Origin of the sequence: Methylobacterium nodulans ORS 2060 (genome assembly GCF_000022085.1) — a bacterium.
In the GTDB taxonomy this organism is placed as follows: domain Bacteria; phylum Pseudomonadota; class Alphaproteobacteria; order Rhizobiales; family Beijerinckiaceae; genus Methylobacterium; species Methylobacterium nodulans.
The window spans coordinates 927,497-942,744 of sequence record NC_011894.1; the positions used below are offsets into that span (position 1 = coordinate 927,497).

The 15,248-nt window shown below is 64.4% G+C and carries 11 protein-coding genes; all 11 read left to right on the forward strand.

All coding sequences use genetic code 11. The annotated features are described in order from the left end of the window. The first annotated feature begins 132 nt into the window (after positions 1-132). The 11 genes from MNOD_RS04145 (at position 133) to MNOD_RS04200 (ending at position 15,213) form a co-directional block, all read left to right on the forward strand. On the forward strand, positions 133-810 hold the full coding sequence (locus tag MNOD_RS04145; RefSeq protein ID WP_015927585.1) for a sugar transferase: 678 nt from the start codon (positions 133-135) through the stop codon (positions 808-810). 558 nt (positions 811-1,368) lie between these two features. Further along, a complete protein-coding gene (locus MNOD_RS04150) occupies positions 1,369-2,523 on the forward strand; it encodes a glycosyltransferase (protein ID WP_015927587.1) in 1,155 nt (384 codons plus the stop codon). Positions 2,524-2,638: 115 nt separating this feature from the next. After that, entirely contained in the window at positions 2,639-3,952 is a 1,314-nt protein-coding gene (locus tag MNOD_RS04155; RefSeq protein ID WP_015927588.1) for a polysaccharide biosynthesis/export family protein, read from the forward strand. Between the two features lie 68 nt (positions 3,953-4,020). Beyond that, the gene (locus MNOD_RS04160) at positions 4,021-5,631 is read left to right on the forward strand and encodes a tyrosine-protein kinase domain-containing protein (RefSeq protein WP_015927589.1); all 1,611 of its coding nucleotides are present in this window, start codon (positions 4,021-4,023) and stop codon (positions 5,629-5,631) included. A gap of 288 nt (positions 5,632-5,919) precedes the next feature. Beyond that, positions 5,920-7,065, forward strand: a complete 1,146-nt coding sequence (locus MNOD_RS04165; protein ID WP_015927590.1) for a glycosyltransferase family 4 protein — start codon at positions 5,920-5,922, stop codon at positions 7,063-7,065. Between the two features lie 398 nt (positions 7,066-7,463). Then, entirely contained in the window at positions 7,464-9,689 is a 2,226-nt protein-coding gene (locus tag MNOD_RS48775; protein ID WP_244424660.1) for a glycoside hydrolase family 16 protein, read from the forward strand. Positions 9,690-9,703: 14 nt separating this feature from the next. Next, positions 9,704-10,552, forward strand: a complete 849-nt coding sequence (locus MNOD_RS04180; protein ID WP_015927592.1) for an FkbM family methyltransferase — start codon at positions 9,704-9,706, stop codon at positions 10,550-10,552. 245 nt (positions 10,553-10,797) lie between these two features. Further along, positions 10,798-11,490: a class I SAM-dependent methyltransferase gene (locus MNOD_RS04185; protein WP_043750351.1), complete on the forward strand. Its 693-nt coding sequence runs from the start codon at positions 10,798-10,800 to the stop codon at positions 11,488-11,490. An 849-nt stretch (positions 11,491-12,339) separates the two neighbouring features. Then, positions 12,340-13,014: a class I SAM-dependent methyltransferase gene (locus tag MNOD_RS04190; protein WP_015927594.1), complete on the forward strand. Its 675-nt coding sequence runs from the start codon at positions 12,340-12,342 to the stop codon at positions 13,012-13,014. After that, a complete protein-coding gene (locus MNOD_RS04195; protein ID WP_015927595.1) occupies positions 13,014-13,907 on the forward strand; it encodes a glycosyltransferase family 2 protein in 894 nt (297 codons plus the stop codon). The genes MNOD_RS04190 and MNOD_RS04195 overlap by 1 nt, the downstream gene beginning before the upstream one ends. A gap of 310 nt (positions 13,908-14,217) precedes the next feature. Next, positions 14,218-15,213, forward strand: a complete 996-nt coding sequence (locus tag MNOD_RS04200; protein WP_015927596.1) for a glycosyltransferase — start codon at positions 14,218-14,220, stop codon at positions 15,211-15,213. Positions 15,214-15,248 lie beyond the last annotated feature (35 nt).

The window sequence follows — 15,248 nt, forward strand, 5'->3', positions numbered from 1 at the left end:
GCCTGCCCGACCGGGAAACCAACACCTGAACCGCAGCGCCGGTCCGGCCGGCTGCGCGGCTCGTTTCGGATCAGGCCTCGGGCTCTGCCGGGCGGGGGGTACCGGCCATTCGGCGTGGAGGACTGTCTGCTCATGAAAAGCATGCCCGAGTCTTCGGCTGTCGAAGCGGCGGGGCTGCCGCGCTCCGCGGCCACGCCTGCGGCTCACCGCCTGAAACGGGCGGTCGACGTCGTGGCGGCGACGCTCGCCCTGGTCCTGTTGAGCGTCCTGCTCGCGATGACCGCCCTGGCCATCCTGATCCTGGAAGGGCGACCGATCCTCATCCGGCACCAGCGCATTGGCCGCAACGGCGCCCGCTTTGCGTGCCTGAAGTTTCGCACCATGGTGGTGAACGCGGACGAGGTTCTGACGCGCCATCTCGCCGAGGACCCAGCCGCTCTGTGCGAATGGCACGCCCGGCGCAAGCTCACGCGCGATCCCCGCGTGACCCCGCTCGGGCGCGTCTTGCGCGAGACCAGTCTCGACGAGCTTCCCCAACTCATCAACATCCTTCGCGGCGAGATGAGCCTTGTCGGTCCACGCCCCATCGTGGCCGAAGAAATTCCGCGCTATGGTGCCGCTTTCGCCGACTACAAATCCGTCAGGCCGGGCCTGACCGGCTTGTGGCAATGCAGCGGACGGAATGACGTCAGCTACGAGCAGCGGGTGAAGCTGGATCGAGCCTACGTCCGGACATGGTCCCTGATGCAGGACATTCGGATCATCTTGCGGACCATCCCGGCCGTGATCAGCTCGCGTGGGGTCTACTAGAGCAGAAGCCAGTCAGAGTGGACCGGCTTCGGCTCCAGGCGTTTGAGCTTGCCGCGTTGTCTGCGACGAACCGGCATCCTCGTCGTCGGAAAATGCTCCAGGCAGGACCACAGATGATCCGCGGCAGCGGCGTCCTTGCGCGGCGGGGCCGGTCGGGGAGCAGAACAGTTCAGAGCGGGAGCGTTTCGACATGCTCGAAATTGATCCCTCGCCCCCGATCCAGCTCGGGAAGCAGCCGAGGGGGCCAGGCGACCGACCGGCGCATTCCGTGGGCCTCCTGGCGATCAGCCGGGCACTCGGAACGATCGCCGGCTTTGCCTGGGTCTATGGCCTCGACGCGGGCATGCGGACGATCGCGTGGCTCAACGCGCAACGGTGCGAGCGCACGCCACGTCAACTCCGCTCCCGCTCCGCACTGCCCTGGAGCCCTATCCCGGCCAACGATCGTGGAAGCCCCGCGACGGTCGCGGGGCTTCCACGTGCGAAAGCGGGCGTGGGCAGCCCCGTGGCCCGCGTGGACACAAAGGCCGACGCGGCGCTTCGGTCATCGGAGGGATCATGAAGGTTGCGATCATCCATTACTGGCTCGTCGGGATGCGGGGCGGGGAGAAGGTCCTCGAGGCATTTTGCCAGATGTATCCACAAGCCGACCTCTTCACGCATGTCGTGTCCCCGGACAGCATCACGGATGAGATCAAGGCCCACCGCATCCGCACATCCTTCATCTCCCGGCTGCCGCAACCGGCGCGGTGGTACAAGCGTTACCTTCCGCTGATGCCGCTCGCGCTCGAACACCTCGATCTTCGCGGTTACGACCTCATCCTCAGCAGTGAATCCGGACCTGCGAAGGGCATCGTGCCGCCCCCCGGTTCTATTCATATCTGCTATTGCCATTCACCCATGCGGTACATCTGGAACATGTATCATGATTACAGGAATGGTGGCGATTTTTTTTCCAGAATAGCGATGCCTGTTCTTTCACATTATATGCGGATGTGGGATGAAAGCTCGGCCGCTAGGGTCGACGGATTTGTTGCGAACTCCCGCAACGTGGCGGAACGGATCCGCCGCTACTATCGCCGCGAGGCGCAGGTCGTGCATCCGCCGGTCGACGTGGACGCGTTCGAGCTGGCCCCTCCCCAGGAGGTCGGCGACGAGTACCTGATGGTGGGCGAACTCGTCCGCTACAAGCGCCCCGACCTCGCCGTTGAGGCCTTCAACATGTCAGGCCGGCGCCTCACCGTGATCGGTGGCGGGGAGATGCTCGGCGAACTCAAGCGGCTTGCTGGTCCAAACGTCACGGTCCTGGGCCCGCAGCCTTTCGGGGTGCTCCGCCATCATTACGCCCGTTGCCGCGCCCTGATCTTCCCCGGCGAGGAGGATTTCGGGATCGTCCCAGTCGAGGCGATGGCCAGCGGCCGGCCGGTCGTCGCCTTCGGCCGCGGCGGCGCCCTCGAGACGGTGATCGATCGGGTGACGGGCATTCTGTTCCATCGGCAGAGCGTCGAGAGCCTGAACGCGGCGATCGACACGCTCGATGGCCTGTCCTTCGAACCCTCCGTTCTGCGGACCCATGCCAACCGGTTCACGATCGGCCGCTTCAAGCAGCAGATGCACGTCGCGATCGACCGCTACGCCAGCCTGGAGAGAGGGGTCGTCCAGAACGCGGCATCGATGCCGCCTGAAGCCGGCTTGGGCCGTGCCTTCGCGTGACACCCTGCCGCTCGTCTCCCAATCATGGGGGCGCGTCTGCCGTCAGCCACCCCCCTGCTTCGTAGCGTAGCCGCCCCGGCCTTCGAACGCCCCGAAGGCTCGCAAAGGACATCCGATGCTGCACCGTTTCGCTTTCGCGCCGCTCCTTCTGCTCGGATGGCTTCCTGCACACGCCGCCGAGTATCGCCTCGGTCCACAGGACAAGGTTCGCCTCATCGTGTTCGAGTGGCGCGCGTCGCGCGCCGAGACCTATTCCTGGGCGGCCCTCAACACCGAATTCACGATCGGCGCCTCCGGCCAGCTCTCGCTGCCGCTGGTCGGCAACATCGATGCGGAGGGAATGACGCCCGAACAGCTCGGCAACGCAGTCTCCGAGCAGCTGCAGAAGCGGCTCGGCCTTGTGGAGCGCCCCGTGGCGGCTGCGGAAGTGTCGCGGTACCGGCCGTTCTACATCACCGGCGACGTCGCCAATCCCGGCGAGTTCCCGTTCCGTCCGGGCCTCACCGTGCTTCAGGCCGTGGCGATCGCGGGGGGCGCGTACCGCCCCCTCGGCGCAACGGCGGCCGGGCTCGAGCGCGACGCGACGTTGGCGCGAGGCGACCTCCGGGTGATGCGCGCCGAACAGGTGTCGCTCACCGCCAAGCAGGCACGCCTCAAGGCCGAGGCGGACGATCAGGCCCGCATCGACTTTCCTAAGGACCTCCTGAACCCGATCGCCGCTCCGGAAGCCGGCGACGCCGTTCGCGAGGAGCAGCTCATCTTCGAATCGCGGCGCAACTCCGTCTCGTCGAAGATCGAGAATCTGACGCAGGGCAAGGTCCTGCTCGACAAGGAGGTCGCCGCCCTCAACGCGAAGGATGCGGGCCTCGAGCGTCAGCTCACCCTCGCCCTGAGCGAGCGCGACAACGTTCGGGCGCTTGCCAGCAAGGGACTCGCCATCGGGACGCGCCAGCTCACGACGGAGCAGACGGTGGCGCAGATGGAGACCGCGCGGCTCGACATCGGCATTGCCCGCGTGAGGGCGGAGCAGGAGCGCGCCCGGCTCGAACGCAACATCTTGGAACTGCGGGACCAGCGGCGGGCCGAGATCCTGATCGAACTTCGCCAGGTCGAGGCCAAGCTCAACGAGCTGCGGGAGCGGATCGTGACCGCCGACCGCCTCGCCTTCAATGCTGAGGTGTCCGGCCCCGAGGCCGAGGAGGCTACGCGGGAAAGCACGGCGAACCTCCAATTCAAGATCGTCCGCGCCGAAGCCGCGGGAGCCGCCACCCGGGACGCATCCGACAGCACGCCGCTCGAACCGGGTGACATCGTCCAGGTCAGGCGGCGCCGGGCGCCGCTCACGCGGGCGAGCCAGCCCATGGCGTCGCAGAATCTCGCGCCGCGCAGCGGCAGCGCCAGAGCCATCGCGGATGCCGCGACGCAGTGACCACCGCGTCCAGAGACGTCACGGTCGGCTTCCTCCGAGGCATCACCCTTCAGGATCAGAACTGACTCATGCTGCAGATTAGCCCTAGAATTCCGCTGTCCGAACTGTCTGGGGCGATCTCGCCGGTCGACCAGCGCCTGAGCCCGCGCGATGTCATCTCGTTCTGGCGCCGCTACGTTTTGCTCATCATCTCGTGCATGGCGTGCTGCGTCGCTCTCGGCGAAGCCTACGTCCTGGTCACGCCCTCGACCTACGCCGCCGCCTCGCAGATCCTGATCGAGTCGCGCCGCGCATCCGGCTTCGCGGCGACGTCCGACGTCAGCTACGCGCAATACAGCCTCGACAGCAGCCAGATCGAGAACCAGATCCAGATCATCAAATCCGAACAAACCTCAAGACGCGTCGTCAGAGCGATGCAACTTGACGAGAATCAAAATCAAGAGAAGCTGAAAGCTTCGGTGCTTTCAAGCTTGCGTGGCTACATCCTGGGCAACGGGGATGTGGCCACCCCGCCCGATCGCACGACGATGGCGATGCGGGACTTGCTAGACCGCCTCCAGGTGCGGCGTATCGGGCAATCCTATGTCCTCGAAATCTCCTATTGGTCGGAGGATCCGGTCGCCGCGGCCCGCATCTGCAACGCGATCACGGCTGCCTACTTTCAGGATCTGCTCGGCTCCAAGATCGATGCGGCGAAGAATGGCAGCGAGCTCCTCGAGCAACGGATCTCCCTTCTGAGAGATCAGTGGGCGACCGCGGACGAGGCGGTCCGGACCGGCACGCTGGACGTGACGAAGTTGGCCACCCCGGAAGCCCGCGTGATCACGATGGCCGCGCTGCCGTCGAAGCGGAGCTGGCCTCATCAGTCGCTGATTCTGGCCTTCTCCGCGCTCCTCGGCCTGTTCGTTGCGCTCGTGAGCGCGGCCGTCCATCGCAGCCTGGACACCTCGATCCGGACGCTGGGTCAAGTCGAGCGCGACCTCTGCCTCAACGTCCTCGGCGTCCTTCCCAACCTGCGGTTCCGCTGCTGGCCCTCGATCGCCAACGAATTCGCGCGCAACCCGCTCTCTCCGTTCTCGATGGCGGTACGACAGATCAAGACGAGCATCCAACTCCAGCAGACGGGCGGCCCGCTGGTCTGCATTGGCGTCACGGCGGTCACCAGCCGAGAGGGTCGGACCACCGCGATCGCGAATCTCGCCCGGGCCTTCGCCGCCTCGGGGTCCCACACGCTCGTCATCGATGCCGACCTGCGCCACCGCCGTCTCACCCGCGCGCTGCAGCGGACCGTGAATATGGGCCTCTACGAGCTGCTGAACGAGGAAACGACCCTCGAGCAGGTCCTGATCCGTGGCGCTCCGGGTCAGCCGGACTTCATCCCGGCCTCCCGGAGCCCGACCGCCGGCGCGTCCGAGGATCTCGTCGGCTCCAAGCGCATGAGCGAGCTCCTGGGAACCTGCCGGAAGTTCTACAGCGTGGTCCTGATCGCGCTTCCGACGCTAGAGGAGGCCCCCGACACGCGGGCGGTCGCCGGCCATCTCGATGGCATCGCAGTCGTGATCGGCTTCGGCCGCCTGCCATCCTACCGGATTGCGACCGCCCTTCGGAGTTTCGACCGCTCGAACGTCAAGATCCTCGGCGTCATCATTAACAAGGGCCGACACGTCCTCACTCATTAGAGCCTTGTCCGACGAAATGGATGCCGGTTCGTCGCAGACAATGCGGCAAACTCAAAGGCCTGGGGCAGAAGCCGGTCCACCGTGAACGGATTCTGCTCTGGGACGCTGCGCCCCCGACCGGCGCAGACCACCGCCGATCGATCTTCGCGTTTGATGCTGCCGGACAGTGCACGGCGCAGGTTTCCGATCGGCCGAGCTGGGGTGAGCGACAGCGGCGATCATGTCACGGAGGGATATCGCGCTCTTGGTGTTGACCCATCCCCTGACCTGGGCACGAGGCGGATTGCGATGACACGGTACTGGACGGTGAATGGGCGCTTTCTCACCCAACGCATGACCGGGGTCCAGCGCTATGGGCGCGAGACCGTCCTGGCCCTCGACCGGCTGATCCATGAAGGACATCCCCTGGCGCGCGACCTTGCGGTTGAGATCCTGGTGCCTGCCGGGGCGGCTCCCCTTCCGGATTTGCGCGCGATTTCCGTTCGCGAGGCCCAGGGCCTCTCCGGCCACCTCTGGGAACAGATCGTCCTGCCGCTCTGGTCAAGGGGCCGCATTCTCAGCCTGTGCAACACCAGCACGGTGATCGGCCGCAGGCAGATCGTGTGCATCCACGATCTGAACGTCTTTCTCTTCCCGCAAAGCTACTCGCGCGGCTTCCGGCTTCTCTACCGGTTGCTGCTGCCGCTGCTCGGGCGGGTCAGTCGGACGATCGCCACGGTCTCGCACTTCTCCGCGGAGCAGATTGCGCGGGCCCGGATCACGGGCCCGGACAAGATCGTGATCGCACCGAACGGGCATGAGCACGCTCTGCGATGGGGGCCGGGCGCGCCCGTCACGGCCGAGGGCGACCGGGATACCGTCGTCGTTCTCGGCAGCCTGGCCCCGCACAAGAACATCGCGACGCTCCTCAAGATCGCGCCGGACCTGGCGGCGAGCGGGCTGCGCCTGGCGATCGTCGGGAACAAAGAAGCCCATGTCTACGGCGATGCCGGGCTTGAACGGAACGCCGCCGGAGCGGTCTGGATGGGCAGCCTGTCGGACCAGGAACTTTCCGCCCTGTTGGCCCGCAGCCTGTGCCTCGCCTTTCCGTCCTTGACGGAAGGCTTCGGCTTGCCGCCGTTGGAGGCGATGGCGATCGGCTGCCCGGTGGTCGTCTCGGACCGCGCCAGTCTGCCGGAGGTATGCGCCGATGCGGCACTCTATGCGCCGGCCCTTTCGCCCGATCGATGGTACGAGGCGATCATGAGGCTGCACCGGAATCCGGCGCTCCGGGCCGAGATGGTCGAGCGCGGCCGCCTCAGGGCGACGCATTTCTCGTGGCAGCGATCGGCCGAAATCTACCTCGACGCCATGGCGCAGGCCGACGGCATCGTGCCGGTGCGGCGCCCCGCCGAGGAACGGGCCGACGCTCGCGCCGAACTCGCGCCTGGGTGATGGGGCCGTGCGGCGCCTGTCCGATCCACACCCCGGCTCACGAATGCGGGTGACGCGTCGCGCCCCGGATCGTGACAGCCTGAGAAGGACGTCCCATGTCGATCGAGCCGATCGGTCTGATCACCATCCTGGCAGGCTTCGCCTGTCTCGCGCTCGGTCCGTCTGCGACCATCGCGATCTTCATGTGCTTCGCGCTGCTCGGGGCCGCGGGCGCGGCCTTCCTGACCGCCCTGGGTGGCGCGAATATCCAGCCGTCCCACATGCTTCTCGCCTTCATCGCCCTGGACCTCGTCCTGCGGCCCGCCCTGGCCCGCGAGAGCCTGAGCACCGTGCGCTTTCCGAGCGCGGGCTTCTGGCTCCTTCTCACGGTCTGCTACGGAATCGGCGTCACCATCATCATGCCCCGCCTCTTCGCCGGCGCGACTTACGTCTTCTCGCCGGCTCGGGCGGATAACGGGGTCTCGACCATCCTCACGATCCCGCTCGCTCCCACGGCGGCAAATCTCACACAAACCATCTACTTCGTCGGCGACGCGATCTGCTTCCTTATCTTCAGCGCCTATGCCTGCCGGCCCGGCGTGGCGCACGAGATCGTGCGCGCGATCATCTGGTGCAGCTTGGTTAATTTGCTTTTCGTCCTCGCCGATCTCGCGACTTACTACACGAGCACGACCGATCTATTATCGTTCATCAGAAATTCAGCCTATCGGATGCTCGACGACACGGAGGTGAACGGGCTGAAGCGCATCGTCGGCTCCTTCACGGAGGCCGGGGCCTTCGCCTACACGACATTGGCGCTGCTGGCCTTCAATCTGCGGCTGTGGAGCGAGGGGATCGCCCCACGCGCGACCGGCCTCCTCGCCCTGCTGTCGCTGATTGCGATCACGTTCGCCACCTCGTCGACCGGCTATGTGGGCCTGTCGAGCCTGCTCGCGCTCCAGTTCGTGCTCGGGACGTTCCGCCTTCTGAACGGGCGCGCGACGGTCAACATCGTCATGCTGCTCGGTCTCGCGCCCGCGTTCCTGGCCCTCCTGGTCGCCGCCATCCTGCTCAATCCGGAGGTCAGCAGCAGCGTCAACGACATGATCCAGGCCACGCTGTTCAACAAGCTGTCGTCGGATTCCGGGATCGAGCGCAGCGCGTGGAACAGGCAGGCGATCGTGGCGATCCGGGACACGCTGTGGCTCGGAGCCGGCATCGGCAGTCTGCGCGCATCGAGCTGGCTGATAGCGGTGCCGGCCAGCATCGGCGCGTTCGGGGCGGCCGGCTATGGCGCCTTCGTTCTGGCCGCGCTCTTCAAGCGGGGCGATGCGGATGACACGGTGGCGCGGGCGGTGAGACTGGGCGCCCGGGATGCCTGTATCGTCCAGGTGATCGCGGCGTCGGTCGCCGGCGCTTTCATCGACCTGGGTCTGAACTTCTTCCTCTACGCGGCCATTGCGGCCGGCGCGCTCCCTTCGGCGCTGCCGCGCCGCGCGGGGGCCCGGTACCGGCCATTCACGGCGCCCCGCTGCGACTCAGTGGGCGATCCGGCCGGCTTGACCACTCCCGGTGCCGAGAGTGCCCCGGCGGCCGCAGCCGGCTCCGCAACACGCGCGTCAGGATCCAGGATGCTTAGGAGCGTCGAAAGCGGTCTGGTGGCACCGGTTCCGGGCACCTTGCGCGGGGCGAGTTCGGATCGGCGAGGCTGCGTGACGACCGGGAACGACGGGATGAGACCGGCCGCTTCGTCGGTCGGTTCGGTACGGACAACGGAGTTTCGCATGGTCGCCGGAATGTACAAGCGATGCGTCGTGCTGGCCGCGCTGCTGTTGACCGCCGGCGGGACCTGCGCGGCGAAAGGCCTGACCCGGGATGAAAGGGAGGCCTGTGGCCTGACGCCGGTGTTCACGGATGATTTCACGACCGAAAGCATCAGCGCGCGGGAGCTCGGCGCCACCCGATGGACGGCCCACACGCCTTGGAATGGGGATTTCGGCGATGCCATGTTCTCCGATCCGGGACCGGGCGGTCCCTTCGCGGTCGCAGACGGCATCCTGCGCATCACCGCGAAGCGCAACGAGGACGGCCGGTGGCGCTCGGGACTGATCGCCGCATCCGATTACACGGGTGCAGGGCGCGGCACTCAGTACGGCTACTTCGAGGCGCGGATGAAGCTGCCGCCGGGACCTGGCACTTGGCCAGCATTCTGGCTCACCACCCTTCGCCCGGCCGATGCCAAGGGGACGTCCGTCGAGATCGATGTGCTTGAATACTATGGACATGAGCCCAGGGCCATGCAATCGGCCCTTCATGTGTGGTCCGGCGACCCGAACATTGCGCAACATCTGATCAAGACGACGAGTTTACCGCCGGAAGCGCTGGTGAATGACTTTCACACCTACGGGGTGTGGATCTCGCGCGAGGATATCACCTTTTATCTGGATCGCGCTGCGATCTGGCGGGTTGCGACGCCCAAGGCTCTCGATCTCCCGATGTACCCGCTCGTGAATCTCGCCCTCGGGTCCGGCTTCTCGATCGAGAATACCCCCGATCCATCGACCCTCCTGGTGGATTATGTCCATGTCTACGCGGCCGCGCCGGCCACACGTCCGGAGACGTGTTGGCCGCTCGGCGGCAAATGATACGAGCATCGAGCATGACCATCATCAGCCTGAGAACCATCCACAGCTATCGGAAATTGCTGTCCACTCTGGGTCTTGTGCGGGGTGTCGAAGCGGCGTCGAAGAAGTTCCTCGCCAAAGCTGCCGGCCATAACGCCAAGTGGTCTGCCTCGTCGGTGACCTTAAAGGGATATGACCACCCCATATTCCTTCGTGTATCGACAAGCGACTGGTCTGTCTTTCACCAGATTTTCGTCGACAAGGAATATCTTGAGCGCTCCGCCGAGCACGCCGATCAGCTGAGGTCATTCTACGATACGGTCGTGCAAGCAGGAAAGACACCCGCCATCATCGATTGCGGCGCCAATATCGGGCTCGCCTCGTTGTGGTATTCATTGCAGTTCCCGAAAGCGGCGATCGTGGCGATTGAACCAGAGCCGAAAAACTTTGCTGTTCTGAAGAAGAACACAGCTCCATATGAAAATATCATACCGGTCAATGCAGCGATCGCGAACCGGAGAGACAAGGTTTCACTCTCCAATGTATCCGACGCGCCCTGGGCCTGGGAGACCGTCGAGAGCAACGCCGGGCAGACCGACACGATCACCGTCAGGGATGCCCTCGGTCAGGTGCCGAACACCGTCCCGTTCATAGCCAAGATCGACATCGAGGGATTCGAGACCGCCTTGTTCCGGTCGAACTACGACTGGGTGGAAGCGTTCCCCCTCATCGTCTTCGAGCATCACGATTGGCTGTTCGCCTGGAAGGGAACGGCGCATGCCATATACAGGGCTCTGATCGATTCCGGCCCTCGCGATTACGTCCATGCCGGCGAGAACGTTTTCAGCTACTCGCATGATCTGCTGAAGCGCCCGACCACCTGACGGGCCCGTGAAAACGGGCATTGGGTCGCGAAGGATCCTCGCTCGGTGACGAACTCGTTGAGCGCCACGGCCCCGCCCGCCTCGTCAAGTGCCCGATTGCCGGACAAATCCGGCGGCCTCAAACCGATTGGAGTATTCGCGAAAGCTACGGCAAGCTGGCTTGACACCGACCCGGGATTCCTTGGGATCCTCAAGACGGCACTGCGTATAGCAGTCCATGAATGCTTGACTAGGGATTCATGACGATGCGGCAAATCTACGAGACCGATCTCTACAGCAATCGCAACCCTACTTGGCACGAAGAGGATGCACCTTGGAAAGCCAGCCATATTGAGAAAATCATACACCGAAATCAACTCTCATTCAAAAATATTTGCGAGGTCGGATGCGGAACCGGCGATATTTTGCTCAATCTGTCGAACGCGTTTCCGGGGGTTGATCTTTGCGGATTCGAGATCGCGCCGCAGGCCTATGCCCGCGCGAAAGCAAAGGAGCGTGATCCGGTCCGATTCTTCCTCAAGGACTTTCTGCAGGATTCCGAAGATCACTATGACATCATCCTGCTGATCGACGTTATCGAACACGTCGAAGATTATAATGCATTCCTCAAAGCCATCAAAAGCAGAAGCCAGTACAAAATCTTTCATGTCCCACTCGACCTGTCGGTCCAATCACTGCTGCGAGGGTGGCCGATCATGAACCTGCGCGCCAATGTCGGTCATTTGCACTATTTCTACAAGGACAGCATCCTCGCAACGCTGAAGGACTGCGGATACCGGATCATCGATCATCATTACACGGCAAGCCGCTTGGAGTTGCCGAACCAGGCCGTCACCAGCCGGCTCATGCGCCTGCCGCGTCGGCTGTGCTACGCGGCGAATCGCGACTTGGCGGTTCGCGTCCTCGGCGGCTACTCCCTGATGATCCTGGCGTCCTGATTGATGGGTTCGGAGCGCGGGCCATCGCGCCGCGGACATTGGGGCGCCCTCTCGCGCCCTCGGAACCGGGCACCGGGGGCCGATCGGGCAGAATCCGCGGCGGGACGCCGGCCCGGCCAGGGCCCGTCCGATGCTGCGTCCGGCCCGCAGACAGCGCCCGCCGCGGGGCTGAGGACGGGGTCATGCGTCGTCACGGCGCCCCTCTTGGATTGAGGATTCGGAGGCACGCGGGGCGATTCTGCCTAGTCCCAAGCCGCCAGCCTGTCAGGTTAATACCTGATGGCGACGCCTTATCCAGGCTGATAGAGCTTAGAACATATGCTCTTGGCTGATCGGAAGGCGGTGGTATATCAAATGTTGTGGGAGATGCTTTTCCGAGATCACGAGATGAATGAGAAGCGGGAAGACCGCACCGCATTTCGCGGTTCCGGCGAAGTCTGGCATGCAGTCAATCGGCAGGGAGGGTATGGGCATGCACCGATGTCGCAGGGTAAGGCCAGAGCATTTTTTGACGAAGTGGGTGCCGGTTCGTCGCAGAAAATGCGGCAAAATCAAAAAGCTAGAGCGCTTCCCGTCGGGAGGCCGGTTCGGCGTCAGAGAGGCCACATCAAAGCTTTAGAGCTGCCGACCGGATGCAATCAGGTCGGGAACGGCTCTAAGGGCGGCAATGGACGAGGCGGGCCGGACACGATCCTCGCCCCCCCTGACGCCGATGCGGCCCGGGGACATCGTGGCGAACAGCATCCCACGAGTCGCTCGTCGCAACGGTCCGTCGCCGCCGAGCCGATCTTACGTCGACGCCGGAGCTGGCGCTGCAGCACAAAACAACCAGAAGCAGGGATCAAATAGATGGAGAACGTCTGCGATAGCGGAGATGCGGGCTTTCTTGTGAGTTTCGTCCGCTCGCGGCCGGCCCTGAAGCAGCTCCTCCGGAGACCGCTCGAGCGGGTTGGATTCGGCACCACGGACTGGGTCCGCGAGGTGATGTACGAGGAGTGCTTCGCCTACTTGAACCGGCTGGGACCGCAGAATCTCGAGGTTCTCGAAATTTCCGCCGGCCCACAGTGGCGGCAGAATTTCTCGTTCCGATCTTACGCCGAGACGCAGTTTCCGGAATTCGATATCTGCTCGCAGGCGTTGCCCCGGACCTTCGACGTCATCATCGCCGATCAGGTGTTCGAGCATCTGCCCTGGCCGTACCGGGCCGTGAAGAACGTGCACGCGATGCTGAGGCCGGGCGGGGTCTTCATCATCGCAACCCCGTTCCTGGTGCGGGTTCACAACGTTCCGATCGACTGCAACCGCTGGACGGAGACGGGCCTGTCGCACCTCCTCCAGGAAGGCGGGTTCCTGCCCTCGAACATCGAGACGCGCTCCTGGGGGAACAGGGCCTGTGTGGTCGGCAACTTCAAGCGGTGGCGCAAGCGCGGCTTCTTCGGCTCGCGCTGCAATGAGGCGAACTTTCCGGTCATGGTCTGGGCCTATGCGCGGCGCGCCCCGGACGACGGAGACGGGAGGCGCTGATGCCGGCGCCCAACGGTTCCTTGACGATCGCCATCGGGATCGCAACGGCCGGCCGTGCTGCCATCCTATGCGAGACGTTGGCGACGCTCCGGGAGCAGGTCCGTCCCCCCGATCGCGTCGTCGTCTGCGCGCCCAGCCCGGCCGATACCGTCGGAGCCGCGCAAACGGCGCCCGGCGTCGAGACCCTCTACGGCGTGCGAGGCTCCTCCATTCAACGCAACGTCATCATCGATGCCTGCCGCGACTGTGAGATCATCCTGTTTCTCGACGATGACTTCATCATGGACCCGGAATACATCCTGAAGCTCGATGCGCTGCATCGGCTTCATCCGGACATCGCGATGCTGACCGGCCTGGTACTGCTCGACGGCGTGACGACGGGCGGCGTCGCGGTCGAAGCCGCTCGCGCGGCCATCCGCGCGGCTGCGGCGGCGCCACGGGGCGGCGCGATCGACGACATCTACAACGGCTACGGTTGCAATATGAGCGCCAGGATGGACTTGGTGCATCGGTACAACATCCGCTTCGATGAGATGCTCCCCCTCTACGGCTGGCTCGAGGACGTCGATTTCAGCCGGTGCCTCGCCAAGTATGGCCGCATCGCCCGCGCGACGGAGCTCCGGGGCGTTCACCTCGGCGTGAAGGCCGGCCGGCAGACAGGCACGCGACTGGGCTACTCACAGATCGCCAACCCGATCTATATCCTGCGGAAAGGCAATTTCACGCTCAGGCGCGCCCTCGCGCAGATCAGCCGCAACGTGTCGGCGAATCTTCTGCGAAGCCTGTTCCCGGAGCCCTATGTGGACCGGCGGGGTCGCGTGATCGGCAATCTGCTCGGTCTCATCGATCTGCTGCGCGGGCGGTTGCAGCCCGAACGCGTCATTCGTCTCTGAGGCCACATGACGCCGTCGCGAAGGGATGTACGCGCCGCCCATGACCGTCCTAGAGCCGTGACCGATCACGTTGGATCGGCCACAACCCTAGGTATTTGTTTCGTCGCGCTTTTTGACGACGAACCGGTGTCCACTTCATCGAAAAGCGCTCTAGCACTACAGCCGGAGATCGTACAGCGAAGCGTCCGTGCCCTTCGGGATCCGACGGCGGAGCGCGACTGGTAGGACTGGCTCCCGAAGGGAGTTTCGGCAAACCCGACTGTAGTACTAGCGCGCCCGTGCCGACCGTAGATGGATGGGTGAACCTGATATGAGTACCGAATATCCGGATAACGAGATCAGTCTCTCCGTCCTGATCTGCACGCGCAATCGCGCAAGATCGCTTGAAAGAACCCTCGCCTCGCTCGTGCGTGCCAAGAAGCCGGAGGGTTTGGCCTGGGAGATCGTCGTCGTTGATAACAACAGTAACGACGAAACCCAGTCGGTCGTTCAAAGCTTCGTTTCATCCCTGCCCCTCCGCAGCGTCGTCGAGAGCCAGCCCGGCCTCTCCCATGCACGCAACCGCGGCGTGCTCGCCGCTCGGGGCCGGAATCTGGTCTGGACGGATGACGACGTCGAAGTCGACGGCAATTGGCTGTGCTCCTATGCTGATGCGTTTCGCAACCATCCGGGTATGAGCCTCTTTGGTGGAGGCTCGGTCGCCGTCCTGGAAGAGCCCGCCATCGGCTGGTTTCGCGCCAACACGACAGTCCTGCGTGACCTGCTCGCCGTGCGCAATTTCGGGCCGGATCCGGTGCCCATATCTCTTGCGCGCGGAGCAGTTCCGTTCGGCTTGAACTATGGCGTGAGGGCTGAGGTGCAGCGTCGCTTCCTCTACGACCCCGAACTAGGGGTGGCGCCCGACCGGCGCATCGGTGGCGAGGAAGTCGACTTCTACGAAAGGGTGCTGAAAGCAGGCTATGCCGGGCTGTGCCTGCCGGATCCTATCGTCTACCACCATATTCCGCTGGCACGCCAGACGCTGGACTACGTCCTGTCTTATTACGACAGCGCCGGCGTGACCTCCGCGGTTCTCCTGTTCCGGCACCGGCAACCGACGACGCGCGAATACAGCTCGATCCGGCTCAAATGCGTCGTCGCCGGAGCGCTGACCATGGCGACATGGCCGATTCCAAGGGCGCTCCGGCTTCGGACGATGATCAGGAACGCGTTTCACAGCGGGCGGTTTCGGCGCCTCCGGCAAATGCACCAGCCCCTTGCACGGCCGGTGACGCCCTTCGCGGGCGAGGCCGTCTCGAAGAACTGATACGGTGAGATGAGGACTCGCAGGCACTATGCAGG